Here is a 16,288-nt window from a genome sequence, read left to right as displayed (position 1 = left end):
CGCGGCTCAGCGCGCGTCCGCGGCCGTCTTGGTCTGGCCCTGCTTGCCCGCGGGGAGATCCGGAATGAGGAGGATCTCGATGCGGCGGTTGCGGGCGCGGCCCTTGGGCGTGGCGTTGCTGGCCACGGGCTTCGTGTCGGCATGACCCGCGGCCACCAGCTTGCCCGGGGGCACACTGGCACTCTCCCCGAGGAAGCGCACCACGTTCACCGCGCGCGCCACCGACAGCTCCCAGTTCGTCGGGAAGGTGGCCGCCAGCCGCTGCGAGGGCGGCGCGTCATCCGTGTGGCCCGACACGAGGATGGAGCGGTTCTCCACCTTGGAGAGCACCGCGCCCAGCCGCGCCAGCACCTCGCTCCCGCGCGGCGACAGGCTCGCCTCGCCGGAGTCGAAGAGAATCTTGTCCACCAGGTCCACCTGGATGCGGCCCTCGGCCTGCGACAGGCGGATCTCCCCGTCGGTGATCTCCGCCTTCAGCTTCTGCTCGATGTCCTCGTAGGTGGCCTTGAGCCGGGCGAGCTCGGCGTCCTTCTCCTGCACGGCCTGCTGAAGCTGCTCGCGCTCGGTGGACAGCCGGGTGCGCTCGTCCTCGAGCGCCGTGAGCTTCTGGTCCTTCGCCACGAGCTGCTGCGAGAGCTGCTCCTCCAGCGCCTTGCGCGCCTGCTCCGTGCTCACCGTCAGCGCACGGGCGTCCGCGGCCGCCTTCTCCGCCGCCTCCGCGCGCTCCTTCTGCATCGAATACGCGCCATAACCGAGGTAGCCCGCGACACCGGCGAGCAGCACCACCGCCGCCGTCACCAGCCACGGAACCCAGGGCTTCGAACCACCACCCTCACCCCGGGGGCCAACCCCCTTCGCATACACCGTCTTGTCGGAATCTCCAGGCATGGCGCGCAAGCTAGAAGCCCCGCCCGGTGCGCCTCAAGGCGGTGCAGGTGCGCCCAGGTGTCTGGAGGTGCAACGTTCCACTGATGGCGGAGCGCCCACCGCTCCACGCCGCGCGGTTACAGCCAGGGGCACGAAGTTTCAGGCCAGGGGTCCGCTCGCCGAGCGCAGGGCCTCGATGAGCTCGCCGGCGGAGATCGGGTGGCCCTGCCCCTCGGGGGTGAAGAAGATGCCCACCGGCATCCCCTCCTCCTCGAGCTGAGGCAGCACGTTCTCCAGCAGCTCCTGCAGCTTGATGGCGCGAGGCTGGAAACCGGACCACAGGCGGGTGGCGCACATGGCGGCGAACTCGGGCGCGGGCCAGAGCGGAAGCACGTCCCGCCCGGAGTCGTCGAGCGCGAGCGCCCAGCCCTCGCCATCCAACCCCCAGACCTCGCCGGACTCGGCCACGCGCTGAAGGAAGTACGCGTAGCGGCGCGCGGCGGGCAACCGCAGCACGGCCTGCATGCGCTCCTGGCTCTGCTCACTTTCCATGGGTCCTCCCAAGGGTCGAAGGATGGCGGGCCGGTCCGACATGGGACGCGCCACCGGTCACCTGGCCCACGAGCGCGGCCACCTCCTCGGCGCATCCCCAGGAGAGTGTCACGCCCGCTCCGCCATGTCCGTAGTTGTGGAGGACGTGACGTCCTCCCACCTGCTCCAGCTCGAGGCGCACGGCGGGCCGTCCGGGCCGCAGCCCCACGAGGTGCTGCAACACATGGAGCCGGGTGCCCGCGGGCAGCAACCGCGCCGCGCGCGCGAGGATGGCCTCGGCCTGCGCCGGGTCCGGTTCGAGCGCCCAACTCCCCTCCACGGCCGTGCCGCCGAGGATGCAGTCGTCGATGCGGGGAATGAGGTAGGTCATGCCCCGCGCCTCGTCCTGCTCATCGAGGAGGAAGCGCTCCAGCGGCAGCGGCGCCACGCGGAGCACCTCCCCGCGGATGGGGAAGAGCGTCTCGTCCCCCAGCAGGGCGCGCGACCCCAGGCCGGTGCAGTTGACCACCAGCGGAGCCACCTCCCAGGCCTCGTCGAGCGAATGCACCTCGCGCTGGAGGATGGAGCCGCCGAGCCCGCGGAAGCGCTCCAGCAGGTACGGGAGATAGCGCCGCATGTCGATGACGGGGGCCTCGAAGACGAAGCCATCCACGAAGCCCGGGAGCAGCTCGGCCGGAGTGACGCGGCGGAAGCCGGGCACGCTCGGGGACCACCACGGATCAGCAGCGGGCCACAGCAGGAGCTCCGTCCCGAGGACGCGCCGCACGCCGGTCTCGGGCTGCGCGGCGAGCACGCACAGCTCCTCGAGGGTGCGCGCGGCCCAGGCGGTGACACGCTCCTGGGGGAAGGCGCGGTACGGGTACCAGACGGCCGCCGCGACATCGGACGTGGTGTGCGGAGGAAGCTCGCGCGCCCAAATCTCCACCGGGTGACCGGCTTCGAGCAGCCGGACACCACAGGACAGGCCAGAGACTCCACAGCCAAGGATGACGACGCGCATGGGAGACAGGGGGGCAACTCCCAGTTCTATCGCGGAAGGGCCCCGGGAAGTGAATGCCCCCCCGCTGAATCCGGAACCGGGGCGGTGCGGCTATCCTCCCGACGCGATGCCTTCCCCACTCATCAGCCTGCTGACGGACTTCGGCTTGACGGACACCTACGTGGGCCAACTGAAGGCGGCGCTCCTGCGGGTGTGTCCGGGAGCGGTGCTCGTGGACCTCACGCATGAGGTACCCGCACAGGACGTGAAGGCGGGAGCGTTCCTGCTGTGGAGCGCGGTGGAGGCCTTCCCCGTGGGCTCGCTGCATCTGGCGGTGGTGGATCCGGGCGTAGGCTCGACGCGACGCGCCGTGGCGGCGAGGGCACGACGGGGAGACGTGCTGGTGGGGCCGGACAACGGACTGCTGGTGCCAGCGCTGGAGCAGCTCGGGGGACTGGACGCGGCGGTGGAGCTGAGCGCGCCGGAATACTGGGGCCCGAGGCAGTCGAGGACCTTCCAAGGACGGGACGTATTCGCTCCGGTGGTGGGGCACCTGGCGGCGGGCGTACCGCTGGAGAGGCTCGGCCGGGCGCTACGGGCTCTGGAGAGACCGTTCTCATTCCCGCCGCCGCGAGAGGAAAACGGATGCCCGGTGGGCGAGGTGCTCCACGTGGACACCTACGGCAACCTCATCACCAATCTCCCGGGAGCGCTGCTGCCCGCGCGCTTCCGGGTGCACCTCGGGAGCACGGTCATCGAGGACGCGCCCCACGCGCACTACCAGGCCGTGGCGTCCGGACAACCCCTGTCCCTGGTGGGAAGCGCGGGACTGCTGGAGGTCTCCGTGCGGGACGGCAGTGCGGCGGAGGTGCTCGGAGCAGGCCGGGGAGCACGAGTGCGCATCGAGCCCTGCTGAAGCAAGCCCCCTGAGGGCCCACGGTGGCAAGCTCCCTCTCCCCCCGGGAGAGGGCCGGGGTGAGGGTATCGGGTTCCCCCCGTTCACCCCCGTGCCCACCTTCCCGCGAGGGGAATACGAGCGATGGACACGGAGCGGCCGAGACGAAAGGCACCGGGCTGGGGGAAGGCCCGCATCTACACGGTGGGCCACTCCACGCGTTCGGCCCAGGAGCTGGTGGACTTGCTCCAGGCGCACGGCATCCAGACGCTGGTGGACATCCGCACGGTGCCGCGCTCGCGCACGAACCCCCAGTTCAACCAGGACGCCCTGCCCCGCACGCTCGCTCCAGCAGACATCCGCTACGTGCACCTGCCGAGGCTCGGAGGACTGAGACGCGCGAGCAAGGACTCGCCCAACAGCGCATGGCGCAACCTCAGTTTCCGAGGCTACGCGGACTACATGCAGACGGACGAGTTCACGCGGGGGCTCGAGGAGCTGAGGGAGCTCACGCCGGACGGACCGCTGGCGCTCATGTGCGCCGAGGCGGTGCGCTGGAGGTGCCACCGCTCGCTCGTGGCGGACGCGCTGTACGCCCGGGGGGTGGAGGTGCGGCACATCACCAGCCGAACCCGCGCCGAGCCGCACAAGCTCACGCCCTTCGCGGAGCTGCACGGCCGGCAGGTGCTCTACCCCGGAGGCCGGGAGGGAAGCCTCGAGCCTGCTCCAACGAGGCTGCGCGGCTCGCCTGCGCAGCCTCGGAGATGAGACTTCCCTTTCCAGCGATGCGGCGTCCGCCACCTTCGTGGCGGAGGCGCCGCACGGTGGTTTGGACCCCGTTCCTCACCACCAGGGGTTGGGCTGGAGGTGGTTCTTGCAGACGCCGTACTGGCCGGAGCTGTAGAGGTTCTGGACCTCGGAGGGGGTGAGTGCCCGGTTGTAGAGGGCGGTCTCATCCAGCCCGAGCTGGACCTGTCCGTTGACGGGGCCCTGCGAGCGGCTGCCCAGGCGCAGCACGCTGGTGTTGCTCAGCGAGCCACTGCGCACGGTGGGGTTGCCGCTGCCCACCGCCACGCCGTCCACGTAGAACTGGATGCCCGTGGTGGAGGTGCGGTTGACCGAGACGGCCACGTGGTGCCAGTTGCCGTCCATGGGCACGGTGCCCGCGGAGGTCCAGTTGTAATAGGCGCCGTCCGCGAGCTGGAGCAGCAGCCGCTGATAGTAGAGCCCGATGGAGATGCCCCGCCACGCGGGCGAGGAGACCCGCTTGTCCAACAGCACGTAGGAGCCGGAGCCGGCCGTGCTCGGGACCTTGATCCAGCTCTCGAAGGAGAAGTTGCCGGTGCCGAAGTTCAGGCTGGGGTGGTCCTCCACCTCGACGTAGTCATCCACCCCATCGAGCTGGATGCTCCCCTGCACCTTGCCCGGGGCGGGATAGCCCCCGTTGTAGGTGCCGGCCCCGCGATCGTCGTAGTTCACGCCCGCCGAGAGGTCCCAGGAATACTCGTAGGGCTCATCGAAGCTCCACCAGGCCACGGCGCCCACCTTCTTGCTGCACTTCAGGCAGGAGAAGTCGTTCGGCGTGAACCCGGACGTGTTGCCGTTCATCAGCTGGGTGGCATAGGGCTCCACGATGCAGACCTGACAGCCGCCGCCCGTGGGCAGGATGGTGGCGCCGTTACACATGCTGGCCGGGCCAGCCCCCCAGGCCGGGAACATGCAGCCCACGATTCCCGCGTTGGTGTACGAGATGACCGTGCCCCCGTTGCAGATGGGAGCGGCCCACGCACTCGTGCCGGCGGTCAGCAGCAACCCCAGGCTCATTGCCTTCACTGCACCTTGAATGTTCATGGCTTCCCCGTTTTGCATCGATCGAGCCAGTGCGAAGGCCTCTGAAATGACAGGGGCTTTCCCAGGGCCTGTCCCTGGGTGAAGCACGCCAGGCAACAGTGGAGGCACGGTCTTGTCGCCTGGGGGGCTACAGCCGGGGGAAGCGTCAGAGCGCTACTCCGTGCCCGTATCTCCAAGGGCTCGACTCTCCCCGTCTTTTCAGGGGCGGAGGTTCCGGCCGCGATGGGGAGCAACTGGTCCGATTGTTGGACCACTCGGCACGCCGCGCGGCCGGAAGGCGCCCCGTGCCTTCCTGCAAGAGCACCCCTGAAAGAACTGACTTCCGCTGGCTTGGACGCTCCGGGGAGATCAACTGCCCCGCCAGGATGCAGAACGTGGCGGACAGGAGCATGACGAGCATCGCGGGAGTCACAGCGGGAACTCGAGGACCTCAAGGCGGAGGTCGCGCCCACAGCGCCTCCGCGAGGGGCGCGGCCGGGAGCATTGCCGCGCCCCCTGGCTTCCTTCACCATCCCAGACATGAACCTTTCCAGGTGTCTGGCCCTCTGTCTCACGCTCGCCGCGTTGCTGCCCGCGCCCGCCCGGGCGATGGACGGTGCGCTCTTTCAGCAGCTCGAAGCTCGCGTGGACGACGAGCACCTCTCCGACGCGAAGCTCACCCTGCTGAAGACCGCGGCCTCCACCAACACCTTCACCTGCGCGCAGGTGGCGCGCCTGGTCGAGCGGTTCTCCTTCGGCGATGACAAGCTCGAGGCGCTCTCGGCGCTCAAGGACCGCATCGAGGATCCGGAGAACAAGCGCAAGCTCGTCACCCTCTTCAGCTTCGACGACGAGAAGGAGAAGGCCAGGGCGCTCCTCGCCCACATCCGGAAGGCCGCGCCCGCTGCCCCCAGCGCCGCGCCAGCGGCCACCGGCAGCGAGTCCACCCGCGTCAGCGCGTCGACCCGGGGCAGCAGCACGGGCGAGATGATGCCGCTGCTGGTGAACCAGGTGGGCGCCTGGCCGGACGCGGACGTCCGCACGCTCGCCGCGGCGCTCCAGAAGGAGGACTTCACCGACGGCAGGATGAGCGTGCTCCGGACAGCCATCTCCAGCCGCCCCGAGGGCTTCACCTCCGCGCAGCTCCAGCAGCTCGTCCCGAGCCTCACCTTCAGCGACGACATGGTGCAGGCGGTGAAGATGATGGACGCGCACATCCTCGGCATGACGTCGCGCGAGGTGCGCGGGGTGCTGGGGACGTACTCCTTCAACGATGACAAGCTGAAGGTGCTGCGCGTGCTCAAGGACGCCATCACGGACGCGGAGAACAAGTTCATCATCCTCGACGAGTTCACCTTCGGGGCCCAGAAGGAGGAGGCGCGCAGGATCCTGGAGACCATCAAACCGCGCAGCCCGGTGTACGGCACCATCCGCAGCAAGCGCGCCATCTTCGTGGTGGACGTCTCCGGCAGCATGGAGGCGCGTTTCACCACCAACCGGGGCGAGTCGCTCACCCGGCTCCAGTTCGTGCAGCGCGAGCTGCAGTCCGTGCTGAAGGAGCAGCTCGCGGCGGACGCGAAGTTCAACCTCGTCGTCTTCTCCACGCGCGTGCAGACGTGGAAGCCTCGCCTCGTCGCGGCCACGCCGCGGTCGGTGCAGGAGGCGGTGCAGTACGTGGGCGCGCTTCAGCAGGGCGGTGGCACCAACATCCACGGCGCTCTGGAGAAGGCCTTCGCCGACTCCGAGGTGGACGCCGTCTACTTCCTCACCGACGGCATGCCGACGGACGGAAAGAAGAAGGCCCATGCGGAGATCCTCGAGGACGTGGCCGCCTGGGATGCCCAGCGGGAGGTGGTGGTGAACACCGTTGCCTTCCTGATGGGCAGCTTCAAGAGTGACAACAAGCCCAGGTCGCGAGAGCTGATGCTGCAACTGGCCAAGGCCACCGGCGGCATCTACCGCGCCATCGAGTAGGCAACAGCGCGGAGCCATGGGCTGCGTCAGGCTCACCGGGCCAGCGCGTGGCCCATCAACCATTCCTTGCTGCCCATACCCTCGCAGTTCGCCTGGTTCGAGACGAAGTGCTGCCGCACCTCGGGGTTGTAGCAACGGTAGAGCGGCAGGGTGTTCGGTTGAGGCGCCTCGAAGATCCACCCGGCCGTGCGCAACCGGGAGTACCCCTCCGCCTCACATTCGGCCAGCAGGTGGTCGGGGTGTCCGGGCCAGTCGCTCACACAGTCCTCCAGCTTGACCGTCGCCAGCGTCGGATGCGGCTTCGTCATCAGGTAGCCCAGCAGTCCCTCGTACACGTAGGTCTCGTCGTTCCCCGGGACGGCCGCCGTCGTGCTCCAGCGATCCTGGGTGGCGGCGTTGTACCAACGGGAGAGTGCAACGCCGACCTGCGGGGAGGCGGGCGAGGAGGACATCCATATCGAGACGTCGCGGAACACCAGGTACCGCCGGTCGAACTTCTCCCCCGGCGGGACATAGGTGTAGGTCAGGATGAAAGGGTTGCGGATCTCGTTGTTGACCTGGTCGTGGCTCAGGACGCTGGCATAGGCGATGAGCTCCGTCGGCGCGGGGCGGTTCCACTCGTCGTCATCCAGGAAGAGCCACGGCTCGTTCATGGTGGTGAACTGGAGCTTGTCGCTGGAGAAGGAGGCCTTCAGTCCCCCGAACCATTTGTCCTGGCCCAGGAGGAGGATCTGATCCTGTGTCACCCAATGCGCCGCGGCGCTCCCCAGCGCCCCGAGGCTGCTGGCCTCTCCGCCCAGTCCGGGCTGGCTCCAGGAAGTGCCGTCATACTTGAACCACTTGCCGGGAGCCGGGTTCGCCACCGGCGCACGTGCCACGATGGTCACCCAGTCGCGCGCGCGCAGGCAGTACGCGTAGTAGTAGCCATCCGCCCCATGGATGACGGTGCAATCACCTTCGCCCGTGTGGATGCTGGGAGCCGGAGCATCCGTGCCGGTGATGATCTGTCCCTTGAGGGACCAGGTGAGCCCTTCGTTGGAGGACGTGGCGAAGGCCATGGACTTGTGGGTCCGTCCCTCCAGGTAGTTGCAATCACTCTCCGCGTGGACGAACCCATGGACGACACCGCCCAGCTTCACCGTGTCACTCAACCAATGTCCACACTCGTTGTAGGTGCCCGGTGAACCGGGTTCGAGAACCTTCCGCCGGACACCGCCCATGTCCCATGGCTCCTTGCCGTCCATCGCATAGGTGGACGCGTTCGCGGTGAATCCCCGCTTGAGTCCATTGGCCAGGCGGATCTCGTTGAAGAAGCTGTCCAGTTCGTCCGAGGCCGGTCCCCGAATGATCCGCGGGCGGTCGATGCGCACGTTGACGCACTCGAGACAGAAGGGCTGTGCGGCACTTTCGGCCGGAACAACGGAAAGGAAGGCCAGTACCAGCAGGCTCCACACGTGAGTCAATGGATGTCGCAAGAGTCGTGAGCTCCTGAAGAAGGTGCGGCTGTCGGGCCGCGGGGTTGCCCGCACGGTGTCATGCCCGCTCACGAAAGGTGAGCCTGCCCCGGTTCTGGGTGCCTTGACGTCCCCGGGTGCATGGAGAACAGTGGTTGGCTCGCAGCACTTGTGGAAGGGCCCGGCCGGTGGCTCTCCGGGGGGTAATCCTCGATGAAGCTGTTTCAAGGAAGCCTGGTAGGGCTCCTGGCCCTGTTGTTCCCGCTCTGGAGCCATGGCAGCACGGCCTCGCAGGTCCAGGCCCGGAGGCTCAGCGACCTCAACACCGAGCCGTTGTCCTCGACTCCGACCGCTGCGGCCATGGTCGATGGGACGCTCTTCTTCTCGTCACGGTCCCAGCGGATCGTGACGTGGGCGTCCGGCAGCGGCACCTCCTTCGAGTACCTGGGCCCTCAACTCTGGAAGAGCGATGGCACCTCGCCTGGGACCGTGCTCGTCCAGAACCAGACCGAGGCCTCGCTCATGTTCGGACTCAACGGGCGCCTCTACTTCTATCTTCACGACTTGGGGTGGAGGGTGAGCGGCGGCTTCGGGTCCCCCGGGTTCATCGGCCCTCCCGGCCGTATGCCCACCGAAAGCGTCGCCCAACGGGATGTCGAGACCATGGGGGGGGCACTGTACTTCCCGTTCACGGACGGCAGGACCTATCCCCATCGTCACCTGGGCGCCGAGCTGTACAAGATCGACACGGCGGAGTCGCGCGGCTACCTCGTCAAGGACATCCTTCCAGGGACCGGCTCGTCGACGCCCTCCGGGCTCGAGACCGTGGGCGGCACCCTCTTCTTCGCCGCCGATGATGGCGACAACGCTCACGGCCGGGAAGCTCTGGAAGAGCGATGGGACGGCGGCCGGCACGGTCCTCGTCAAGGACATCCTTCCTGGAGGAGAGGGCTCGGCGCCCTCGATGATGACGCGCGTGGGAACGACGCTCTTCTTCCTGGCCGATGATGGAATCCATGGCCAGGAGCTCTGGAAGAGCGACGGGACGCAGGAGGGCACCGTCCTCGTGAAGGATTTCCTCCCCGGCCGCCTCGGCGGGAGCGTCAAGGCGATGGCATCCGCGGGAGCGAGACTCTTCCTGGTGCGCTCCGCTGACAGCGGCCTGGAATTGTGGACGAGTGATGGGACGGGGGACGGCACCTCTCTCGTCAGGGATTTCCAGCCTGGAGCAGGAATCTCGAACCCCACGTCGCTGACCGAGGTGGGGGCGGCACTCTTCTTCGCAGCGGATGACGGAGTCCACGGCCCCGAGCTGTGGAAGAGCGATGGGACACGGGAGGGCACCGTCCTCGTGAAGGATCTCCGCCCGGGTCCTCACGGAGCCGGGCTCCGGGACTTGAAGAACGTGGGTGGAAGGCTCTTCTTCGTGGCCGATGATGGCGTGCATGGCGCGGAGCCGTGGACGAGCGACGGAACGGAGGGCGGCACCTTGCTCGTCAAGGACATCCACCCGGGGGAGCGCGCCTCGGCTCCCGTCAGCCTGGTGGCCGCGGACGGCACGCTCTTCTTCTGGGCCGATGATGGCGTGCATGGCGCGGAGCCGTGGACGAGCGATGGGACGGCGGCCGGTACCGTCCTCGTCCGCGACGTGGAGGTGCGGCCCGCGAGCTCGGCGCCCGGCGACCTGACCCGGGTAGGCGAGACGGTCTTCTTCCGGGCCAGGACGGAGACGCACGGCGAGGAGCTCTGGAAGACCGATGGGACGGCGGCCGGCACCACGCTGGTGAAGGACCTCAACCCGGGACGTGGGGGCTCCATCCCCAGCGATCTGCGCAACGTCGGTGGAACGCTCTTCTTCCTGGCCGATGATGGCGTGCGGGGCATGCGGCTGTGGAAGAGCGACGGGACGGAGGCGGGCACCGTCCTGCTCCAGGACCTCTTGCCGCATGGGCCCTTCGCGCATTACGGACCCCTGGGCGCCATGAACGGTGAGCTCTACTTCGTCCTCAACGACGCGTTGTGGAGGAGCGATGGAACGCGGGCGGGCACCACCTTCGTCAAGAGTATCGCCCCCGGAGGGGTGAACGACTCGACGCCCAACTTCCTGGGCGTGCTGGACGGGAAGCTCCTCTTTCCCGTCTCGAGATACGCGAGCACCGGGTCCTGGATGGAGCTGTGGGGGAGTGATGGAACGGAGGCCGGCACCACCGTCATCAAGAACCTGGGAGTCCTTCCGTCCCATACCTCCACGGCGGGGGTACCCCTGGGAGGAAGCCTGCTGTTCCTAGGCCCCGCTGGCCAACTCTGGAAGACGGACGGAACCGAAGCGGGCTCGGTCCTGCTCAAGAACGTGGGAGCGGGGGCCGACTGGGACCTGCGGGACATGGTGCGGGTGGGTGACAGGGTTGTCTTCAGCGCCAGGCCCACCTACCTCTACGGCCAGCAACCGCAGCTCTGGGTCTCGGATGGAACGGAAGCGGGAACGGTCCTGCTCGGGTCCTTTGATGGGGTCCGCGACCTGGTGGAACTGGGAGGGAGGGTCTTCTTCCTGACGGCTCGGGAGCTCTGGAGCTCGGACGGCACGGTCGAGGGAACGGGGCTCGTGATGAAGGGCAGCATCGCCAGTCTGGGCATCACCCGGCTGTCCCGTGCCGGAAACCTGCTCCTCCTCGCGACCCACAACCCGGACCCGGGCGGCCATCGGCTCTGGCTGGGTGATGGAACGGCCGCCGGGACGTTCCCCGTCGAGGACCATGCCTCCTCCTTCTCCTCTGACAGCGGCGTCGTGCTTGGCGGCCAGCTCCTCTTGTCCGGCGCGGATCCGGAGCATGGGCAAGAGCTCTGGACGGTCCCCCTGCCCGACGTCTTCTTCCTCTGCCCCGGCCCCTACACCGCGGAGGCGACGTCCGCGATGGGGGCGAGCGTGGCCTTCAGCCCCGTGTGGGTGGACGAGGCGCACGAGCCACGTCCCTCGGTGCGGTACAGCCATGAGCCGGGCGCCGTCTTCCCCCTGGGTGTCACGCAAGTCTCCGCCGTCGCGGGTCCGGGCGCGAGTTGCACGTTCCCCATCACCGTGAAGGACACCACGGCCCCCGTGGTGACCTGCCCGGCGGAGCAGACGGTGCAGGCGGCACAGGCCAGTGGCGCGGGGGTGGAGTACCCCGCCGCGACGGTGCACGACGCGGTCTCCACCCCGGAGGTGACCTACAGCACCCCCTCGGGCAGCACCTTCCCGGTGGGGACGACCCTGGTCACGGTCTCGGCCAGGGATGCGGCGGGCAATAGCGCGACCTGTGGGTTCCACGTCCAGGTGACGGCTCCAGGAAACGTCCAGCCCCCCGAGGAGCCCTCCGCGCAGGGTCCCTCTTCCTCCATGGGCTGCGGGGCGACGGCCCAGGGTGCACTCGCCTGGCAGGTGCTGACCCTCGTGGCACTCCTGGGCCGGAGGAGCCCGCGCAGGAGGCCCAGGGGAGGCCCACCGTCCGGGCAAGCCCGCGGCTGATAAAAGGGGGGCATGTCCACTCCGTCCACAGCTGTCCTGCTCGAGGTGGAGGGTGCCGTCGCCACCCTCACGCTGAATGATGCCGCCCGCCGCAACGCCATGACGCCCGAGCTCGGGGAAGCGCTGCGGGACCGGGTGGCCGAGCTCCAGCAACGCCCCGACGTGAGGGCGGTCGTCCTCACCGGGGCCGGCGGAGCGTTCTCCGGGGGAGGAGACCTCCAGATGCTCGAGCGGCTGCGCCGGGTGTCCTCGGAGGAGGCGCGCACCTTCATGCTCGACTTCTATGCGCGCTACCTCAGCGTGCTGGAGCTGCCGGTGCCCACGGTGGCCGCGGTGGAGGGAGCGGCGATTGGCGCCGGGCTGTGCGTGGCGCTCGCGTGCGACCTGTGCGTCGTCGCCGAGGACGCGAAGCTCGCGCTCAACTTCGTCCAACTGGGCCTGCACCCGGGCATGGGGGCCACGTACTTCATGCCGTGGAGGGCGGGCGCGCAGCGGGGTGCGGAGCTGCTCCTCACGGGCCGCCGCTTCGATGGGCGTGAGGCGGTGCGGCTCGGGCTGGCGCTCGAGGCGACGCCGGGGCCCGAGGTGCTCGCGCGCGCCCGGAAGCTCGCGGCCCAGGTGGCGGCGAATGCCCCGCTGGCCACCCGCGCGCTCAAGCGCAGGCTGGCTCCGGACCGGGCCGCCCTCCAGCGGGCCCTGGAGGAAGAGGCGCGCTTCCAGGCGGAGAGCTACGGGAGCGAGGACCTGGGCGAGGGGCTCGCGGCCGCGGCGGCGCGCAGGGCGCCCCTCTTCCAGGGGCGCTGACGCCGTCAGTCGAAGCGCACCGGGAGCTGCTCCAGGCCCCGGATGAGCGACGACTTGCGCCACTCCAGCCGCTCGGGCGCCACCGCCAGCCTTACCTGGGGCGCCCGATCCATCAGCAGATTGAAGGCCACCGCCGCCTCCAGCCGTGCCAGCGGCGCTCCCAGGCAGTAGTGGATGCCCATGCCGAAGGCCATGTGCTTGTTGGGCGTGCGCCCCACATCGAAGCGCTCCGGCTCGGCGAACACCTCGGGATCATGGTTGGCCGACATCAACCCGGCGATCACCATCTCCTCGGCGGGAATCACCTGGCCACAAATCTCCGTGGGCGCCAACGTGAAGCGGGCCGTGCTCGTCTCCACCGGGCTGCAGTAGCGCAGCATCTCCTCCACCGCCGGGCCCATCAGTCCCCGGTCCGCCCTCAGGCGCTCGTGCTGCTCGGGATGCTGGAGCAGCGCCAGCAGCCCGCTGCCCAGCAGGTTCACCGTCGTCTCGTGGCCCGCCACCAGCAACAGGAAGAGCATGCCGATGAGCTCCTCGGGACGGAGCCGATCCCCCTCCGCCTCGACGGCCAGCATCGCGCTGACGAGGTCATCTCCCGGCTCGGCCCGGCGCCGCTCGAGGAGCGCGGTGAAGTAGCGCAGGAATTGATGGCCCGCCGCCATGACGGGCTCGGGGTTGCCATCGGGTGGAGGGATCAGCAGCGCCTGGGTCCAGGCGCGGAAGGGCTCGCGGTCCTCGGGAGGAAGGCCCAGCAGCTCGGTGATGACGATGATGGGCAGCGGGAAGGCGAACGCCTCGAGGAAGTCCACGCGTCCGCGGGCGATCGCCGCCTCGAGCAGCCCGGTGGCGACGGTGGTGATGCGAGAGCGCAGCGACTCGACGCGGCGAGGGGTGAACGCCTGGGAGACCAGGGAGCGCAGCCGGGTGTGGTCCGGAGCATCCGCGAACAACATGTGCCTGGCGAGCCCATCGTGGGTGAAGCGGAGGAAGAACGAGCGGGCCTGCTCGCTCAACTTGTACGCATCCTTCGAGAGGCGGTCGTCACGCAGCAGCGGCATGACGTCCCGATAGTGGGTCACCAGCCAGAACGGCATCTGCTGGGTGGGCTCCACCAACCGGACGATGCGGGCCTCCTGGCGCAGGCGCGCGTAGGCGGGCCGAGGGTCGGCGCGATGGGCAGGTGTCCACAGCTCATGGGCATTCCCGGTCATGGTGTTCCTCTCGTCAGTGAGACACCCGGGCTGAGTCCGCTAGGCCGTTTGTGACCTGGCCCCGATGGACAGGAGAACCCTGCCCGCTGGGCTGCCTGCCAGGCGCGAGCGCGCGGGCGGGCGCGTCACACGGACCGGGCTGTCCTGCTCCTTGCCCGACACTTCACTGGGCTCCCCATGCGGTCATCTACATGGCGCTGATCACGATCTGTCCGCGCGCGCGCCTGCTCACCATGTGCGCCACGGCTTTGCCGGCGTGCGCGAGCGGATACGTCTCGTCGATCACGACCCTCACGGCGCCCGATTGAATCAGCGCGCCGATGTCCTCGAGGTTCTTGCGCGACGGGACGAATTGGGTCGAGCGCCACTGCCTGGACTTGAACAGCGCCGCGAACGCCATGCTGGGCAGCGTCCCCAGCCACTTGTGGGTGCCAATGCTGTTGGGCAGCAACACCCCATTCGCAGTGAGGACGCGCGCCGAGACCGACGGAGGGTGGTTCATCACGTTGTCCATCACGACGTCGTAGCGTGCGTCCTGCTCCGGGTAGCTCGTCCGCGTGTAGTCGATGACGTGGGAGGCGCCGAGCGAACGCACCAGCTCGACGTTCCTCGTGCTGCAGACGCCCGTGACCACGGCACCCAAGGACCTGGCAATCTGCACGGCGAACGTCCCCAGGCCGCCGGAGGCGCCGTTGATGAGCACCTGCTGGCCCGCGCGGACGCACGCGACATCGCGCAGGGCCACCAGCGCCGTCACGCCCGACATCACGGCGCCGGCGGCTTCCTCGAAGCTGAGCTTCGCCGGCTTGTGCGCCAGTTGCGCCGCCGGGACCACGGTGTATTCGCAAAACGTCCCGGGAGCGCCGCGCTTGAAACTTCCCGTCCACACCGAGCCGAACACGGCGTCGCCGGGTGCGAATCCGGTGACGTGGGCCCCCACCGCTTCCACGACGCCGGCCACGTCCGAGCCGCGGACCGGCGACACGGGCGTACGGAGGCCCGCTGCCAGGCGCAACACGTAGGGAACTCCGAGGGTGGCGATGCAGTCCGGCGTGTTCACCGATGTCGCGTGCACACGGACGAGGACTTCCTCGTCGCCCGGCGTGGGGATGTCGCTCTCGCCCTGCACCAGGACGCGTTCAGGCTCGCCGTAACCGCTCTGCAGGATGGTTTTCATGAGGACCACCCTACGCGTGCGAAAACAGGCACCCAATGAAGGATTCCGGGATGCCAGCGTGCAAAAATGTGCGCATGGACTGGGACGACCTTCGCTACGTGCTGGCGATCCACCGTGAGAAGACGCTGTCCGGCGCCGCCGACGCCCTCGGGGTCTCCCGGACCACCGTCGGGCGGCGCCTGAAGGAGGCCGAGGAGCGGCTCGGCGTCCGGCTCTTCGATCGCACCGAAGAGGGCTTCGCGGCCACGGCCGCCGGTGACGAGCTGGCCGAGACCGCGGTGCGACTGGAGGCGGAGATCCACGTGGCCGAGGGGCGGCTCCTGGGCCGCGACGCGGAGCTCCGCGGCCGGCTGCGGGTCTCGACGGTGGACTTCCTGTTCGCGGGTTTTCCCGAGGTGTTTTCCAGCTTCATCCAGCGCTATCCGGGGGTGGAGGTGACCCTCGGCGTGACCGATGAGCAGGTCTCGCTCATCCGCCGCGAGGCCGATGTGGCGCTGCGTCTGGACAACAATCCGGCGGAGGGGCTGGTGGGCCGCCGCGTCGGACGATTGCAGTTCGAGGCCTACGCCGCGCGTTCACTCGTCGAGCGGGTGGGCACCGGTGCCACGCTCGCGGACTTTCCGTGGCTCCATTCGGACGAGCGCTCCGACGGGCATTGGCTCGATGGCTGGCTGGCCCGGAACGCGCCGGGGGCCAGGGTGGCGCTGCGTTCCGACGACTTCGCGGTCCGCCGGCGCGCGGTCTCCACCGGCATGGGAGTCACTTTCCTGGCATGCTTCGACGGCGACGCCGATCCAGGGCTGGTGCGCGTGGGGGCGCGCCTCTCCGACGAGGCGCGCGATCTCTGGGTGCTGACGCTGCCCGAGCTTCGCAACAACAGCCGCATTCGAGCCTTCATGGACCACGTCTACGACGCCTTCAAACCCCATCAGCGCGCGCTCGAGGGGGTGCGCACCCCGGCGCGGTGAAGCAGAGCACGTGTCCCCCGCCCTCGGGTAGAACAGCGGGCGGCCCGGTGGAAAGCCGCGAGAGGACGGTCCGTC

14 protein-coding genes are annotated in these 16,288 nt (G+C 68.9%); 7 read left to right on the top strand and 7 right to left on the bottom strand.

Annotated features, from left to right (window positions below):
• Positions 1 to 6: 6 nt before the first annotated feature.
• The 3 genes from ACN28I_RS40390 to ACN28I_RS40380 form a co-directional block, all read right to left on the bottom strand.
• On the bottom strand, positions 7 to 888 hold the full coding sequence (locus ACN28I_RS40390) for an OmpA family protein (protein ID WP_420947218.1): 882 nt from the start codon (positions 886 to 888) through the stop codon (positions 7 to 9).
• A gap of 138 nt (positions 889 to 1,026) precedes the next feature.
• Positions 1,027 to 1,419: a DUF2750 domain-containing protein gene (locus ACN28I_RS40385; RefSeq protein ID WP_420947217.1), complete on the bottom strand. Its 393-nt coding sequence runs from the start codon at positions 1,417 to 1,419 to the stop codon at positions 1,027 to 1,029.
• Positions 1,409 to 2,419 (bottom strand): FAD-dependent oxidoreductase, encoded by a 1,011-nt coding sequence (locus tag ACN28I_RS40380; RefSeq protein ID WP_420947216.1) that lies wholly within the window; start codon positions 2,417 to 2,419, stop codon positions 1,409 to 1,411. Before ACN28I_RS40380 ends, ACN28I_RS40385 begins: the two co-directional genes overlap by 11 nt.
• A 106-nt stretch (positions 2,420 to 2,525) precedes the next feature.
• Here ACN28I_RS40380 and ACN28I_RS40375 point away from each other — a divergent pair, with 106 nt between their 5' ends.
• Positions 2,526 to 3,314, top strand: a complete 789-nt coding sequence (locus ACN28I_RS40375; protein ID WP_420947215.1) for an SAM hydrolase/SAM-dependent halogenase family protein — start codon at positions 2,526 to 2,528, stop codon at positions 3,312 to 3,314.
• Between the two features lie 123 nt (positions 3,315 to 3,437).
• A complete protein-coding gene (locus ACN28I_RS40370) occupies positions 3,438 to 4,061 on the top strand; it encodes a DUF488 family protein (RefSeq protein ID WP_420947214.1) in 624 nt (207 codons plus the stop codon).
• A gap of 75 nt (positions 4,062 to 4,136) precedes the next feature.
• On the opposite strand, the gene ACN28I_RS40365 is transcribed toward ACN28I_RS40370, so the two are convergent.
• Positions 4,137 to 5,144: a LamG domain-containing protein gene (locus ACN28I_RS40365; protein ID WP_420947213.1), complete on the bottom strand. Its 1,008-nt coding sequence runs from the start codon at positions 5,142 to 5,144 to the stop codon at positions 4,137 to 4,139.
• A 519-nt stretch (positions 5,145 to 5,663) separates the two neighbouring features.
• On the opposite strand from ACN28I_RS40365, the gene ACN28I_RS40360 reads away from it, so the two are divergent.
• Positions 5,664 to 7,097 carry a DUF4476 domain-containing protein gene (locus ACN28I_RS40360; protein WP_420947212.1) on the top strand — a complete coding sequence of 478 codons (1,434 nt, stop codon included), beginning with the start codon at positions 5,664 to 5,666 and terminating at the stop codon, positions 7,095 to 7,097.
• 32 nt (positions 7,098 to 7,129) lie between these two features.
• Here the strand turns inward: ACN28I_RS40360 and ACN28I_RS40355 are convergent, their stop codons facing one another.
• The gene (locus tag ACN28I_RS40355; RefSeq protein ID WP_420947211.1) at positions 7,130 to 8,467 is read right to left on the bottom strand and encodes a hypothetical protein; all 1,338 of its coding nucleotides are present in this window, start codon (positions 8,465 to 8,467) and stop codon (positions 7,130 to 7,132) included.
• 297 nt (positions 8,468 to 8,764) lie between these two features.
• Between ACN28I_RS40355 and ACN28I_RS40350 the strand changes: the two genes are divergently transcribed.
• The 3 genes from ACN28I_RS40350 to ACN28I_RS40340 are packed head-to-tail and all read left to right on the top strand — an operon-like array spanning position 8,765 to position 12,857.
• Positions 8,765 to 9,559 (top strand): hypothetical protein, encoded by a 795-nt coding sequence (locus ACN28I_RS40350; RefSeq protein ID WP_420947210.1) that lies wholly within the window; start codon positions 8,765 to 8,767, stop codon positions 9,557 to 9,559.
• Positions 9,516 to 12,053 (top strand): ELWxxDGT repeat protein, encoded by a 2,538-nt coding sequence (locus tag ACN28I_RS40345; protein WP_420947209.1) that lies wholly within the window; start codon positions 9,516 to 9,518, stop codon positions 12,051 to 12,053. The genes ACN28I_RS40350 and ACN28I_RS40345 overlap by 44 nt, the downstream gene beginning before the upstream one ends.
• Positions 12,054 to 12,065: 12 nt before the next feature.
• On the top strand, positions 12,066 to 12,857 hold the full coding sequence (locus ACN28I_RS40340; RefSeq protein ID WP_420947208.1) for an enoyl-CoA hydratase/isomerase family protein: 792 nt from the start codon (positions 12,066 to 12,068) through the stop codon (positions 12,855 to 12,857).
• Between the two features lie 5 nt (positions 12,858 to 12,862).
• Here ACN28I_RS40340 and ACN28I_RS40335 read toward each other — a convergent pair whose 3' ends face one another.
• The gene (locus ACN28I_RS40335) at positions 12,863 to 14,068 is read right to left on the bottom strand and encodes a cytochrome P450 family protein (RefSeq protein ID WP_420947207.1); all 1,206 of its coding nucleotides are present in this window, start codon (positions 14,066 to 14,068) and stop codon (positions 12,863 to 12,865) included.
• A 187-nt stretch (positions 14,069 to 14,255) separates the two neighbouring features.
• Entirely contained in the window at positions 14,256 to 15,245 is a 990-nt protein-coding gene (locus ACN28I_RS40330) for an NAD(P)-dependent alcohol dehydrogenase (RefSeq protein ID WP_420947206.1), read from the bottom strand.
• A gap of 35 nt (positions 15,246 to 15,280) precedes the next feature.
• Here ACN28I_RS40330 and ACN28I_RS40325 point away from each other — a divergent pair, with 35 nt between their 5' ends.
• Positions 15,281 to 16,213 (top strand): LysR family transcriptional regulator, encoded by a 933-nt coding sequence (locus ACN28I_RS40325; protein ID WP_420947205.1) that lies wholly within the window; start codon positions 15,281 to 15,283, stop codon positions 16,211 to 16,213.
• Positions 16,214 to 16,288 lie beyond the last annotated feature (75 nt).

Source organism: Archangium gephyra (genome assembly GCF_049060025.1).
Lineage (GTDB): Bacteria > Myxococcota > Myxococcia > Myxococcales > Myxococcaceae > Archangium > Archangium gephyra_A.
This window is presented reverse-complemented; position numbering and strand designations above follow the sequence as displayed.

What these genes read in the sequence shown, in the direction of transcription:
- ACN28I_RS40390 (WP_420947218.1), bottom strand. Translation starts at nt 888, where the DNA reads ATGCCTGGAGATTCCGACAAGACGGTGTATGCGAAGGGGGTTGGCCCC.
- ACN28I_RS40385 (WP_420947217.1), bottom strand. Translation starts at nt 1,419, where the DNA reads ATGGAAAGTGAGCAGAGCCAGGAGCGCATGCAGGCCGTGCTGCGGTTG.
- ACN28I_RS40380 (WP_420947216.1), bottom strand. Translation starts at nt 2,419, where the DNA reads ATGCGCGTCGTCATCCTTGGCTGTGGAGTCTCTGGCCTGTCCTGTGGT.
- ACN28I_RS40375 (WP_420947215.1), top strand. Translation starts at nt 2,526, where the DNA reads ATGCCTTCCCCACTCATCAGCCTGCTGACGGACTTCGGCTTGACGGAC.
- ACN28I_RS40370 (WP_420947214.1), top strand. Translation starts at nt 3,438, where the DNA reads ATGGACACGGAGCGGCCGAGACGAAAGGCACCGGGCTGGGGGAAGGCC.
- ACN28I_RS40365 (WP_420947213.1), bottom strand. Translation starts at nt 5,144, where the DNA reads ATGAACATTCAAGGTGCAGTGAAGGCAATGAGCCTGGGGTTGCTGCTG.
- ACN28I_RS40360 (WP_420947212.1), top strand. Translation starts at nt 5,664, where the DNA reads ATGAACCTTTCCAGGTGTCTGGCCCTCTGTCTCACGCTCGCCGCGTTG.
- ACN28I_RS40350 (WP_420947210.1), top strand. Translation starts at nt 8,765, where the DNA reads ATGAAGCTGTTTCAAGGAAGCCTGGTAGGGCTCCTGGCCCTGTTGTTC.
- ACN28I_RS40345 (WP_420947209.1), top strand. Translation starts at nt 9,516, where the DNA reads ATGATGACGCGCGTGGGAACGACGCTCTTCTTCCTGGCCGATGATGGA.
- ACN28I_RS40340 (WP_420947208.1), top strand. Translation starts at nt 12,066, where the DNA reads ATGTCCACTCCGTCCACAGCTGTCCTGCTCGAGGTGGAGGGTGCCGTC.
- ACN28I_RS40335 (WP_420947207.1), bottom strand. Translation starts at nt 14,068, where the DNA reads ATGACCGGGAATGCCCATGAGCTGTGGACACCTGCCCATCGCGCCGAC.
- ACN28I_RS40330 (WP_420947206.1), bottom strand. Translation starts at nt 15,245, where the DNA reads ATGAAAACCATCCTGCAGAGCGGTTACGGCGAGCCTGAACGCGTCCTG.
- ACN28I_RS40325 (WP_420947205.1), top strand. Translation starts at nt 15,281, where the DNA reads ATGAAGGATTCCGGGATGCCAGCGTGCAAAAATGTGCGCATGGACTGG.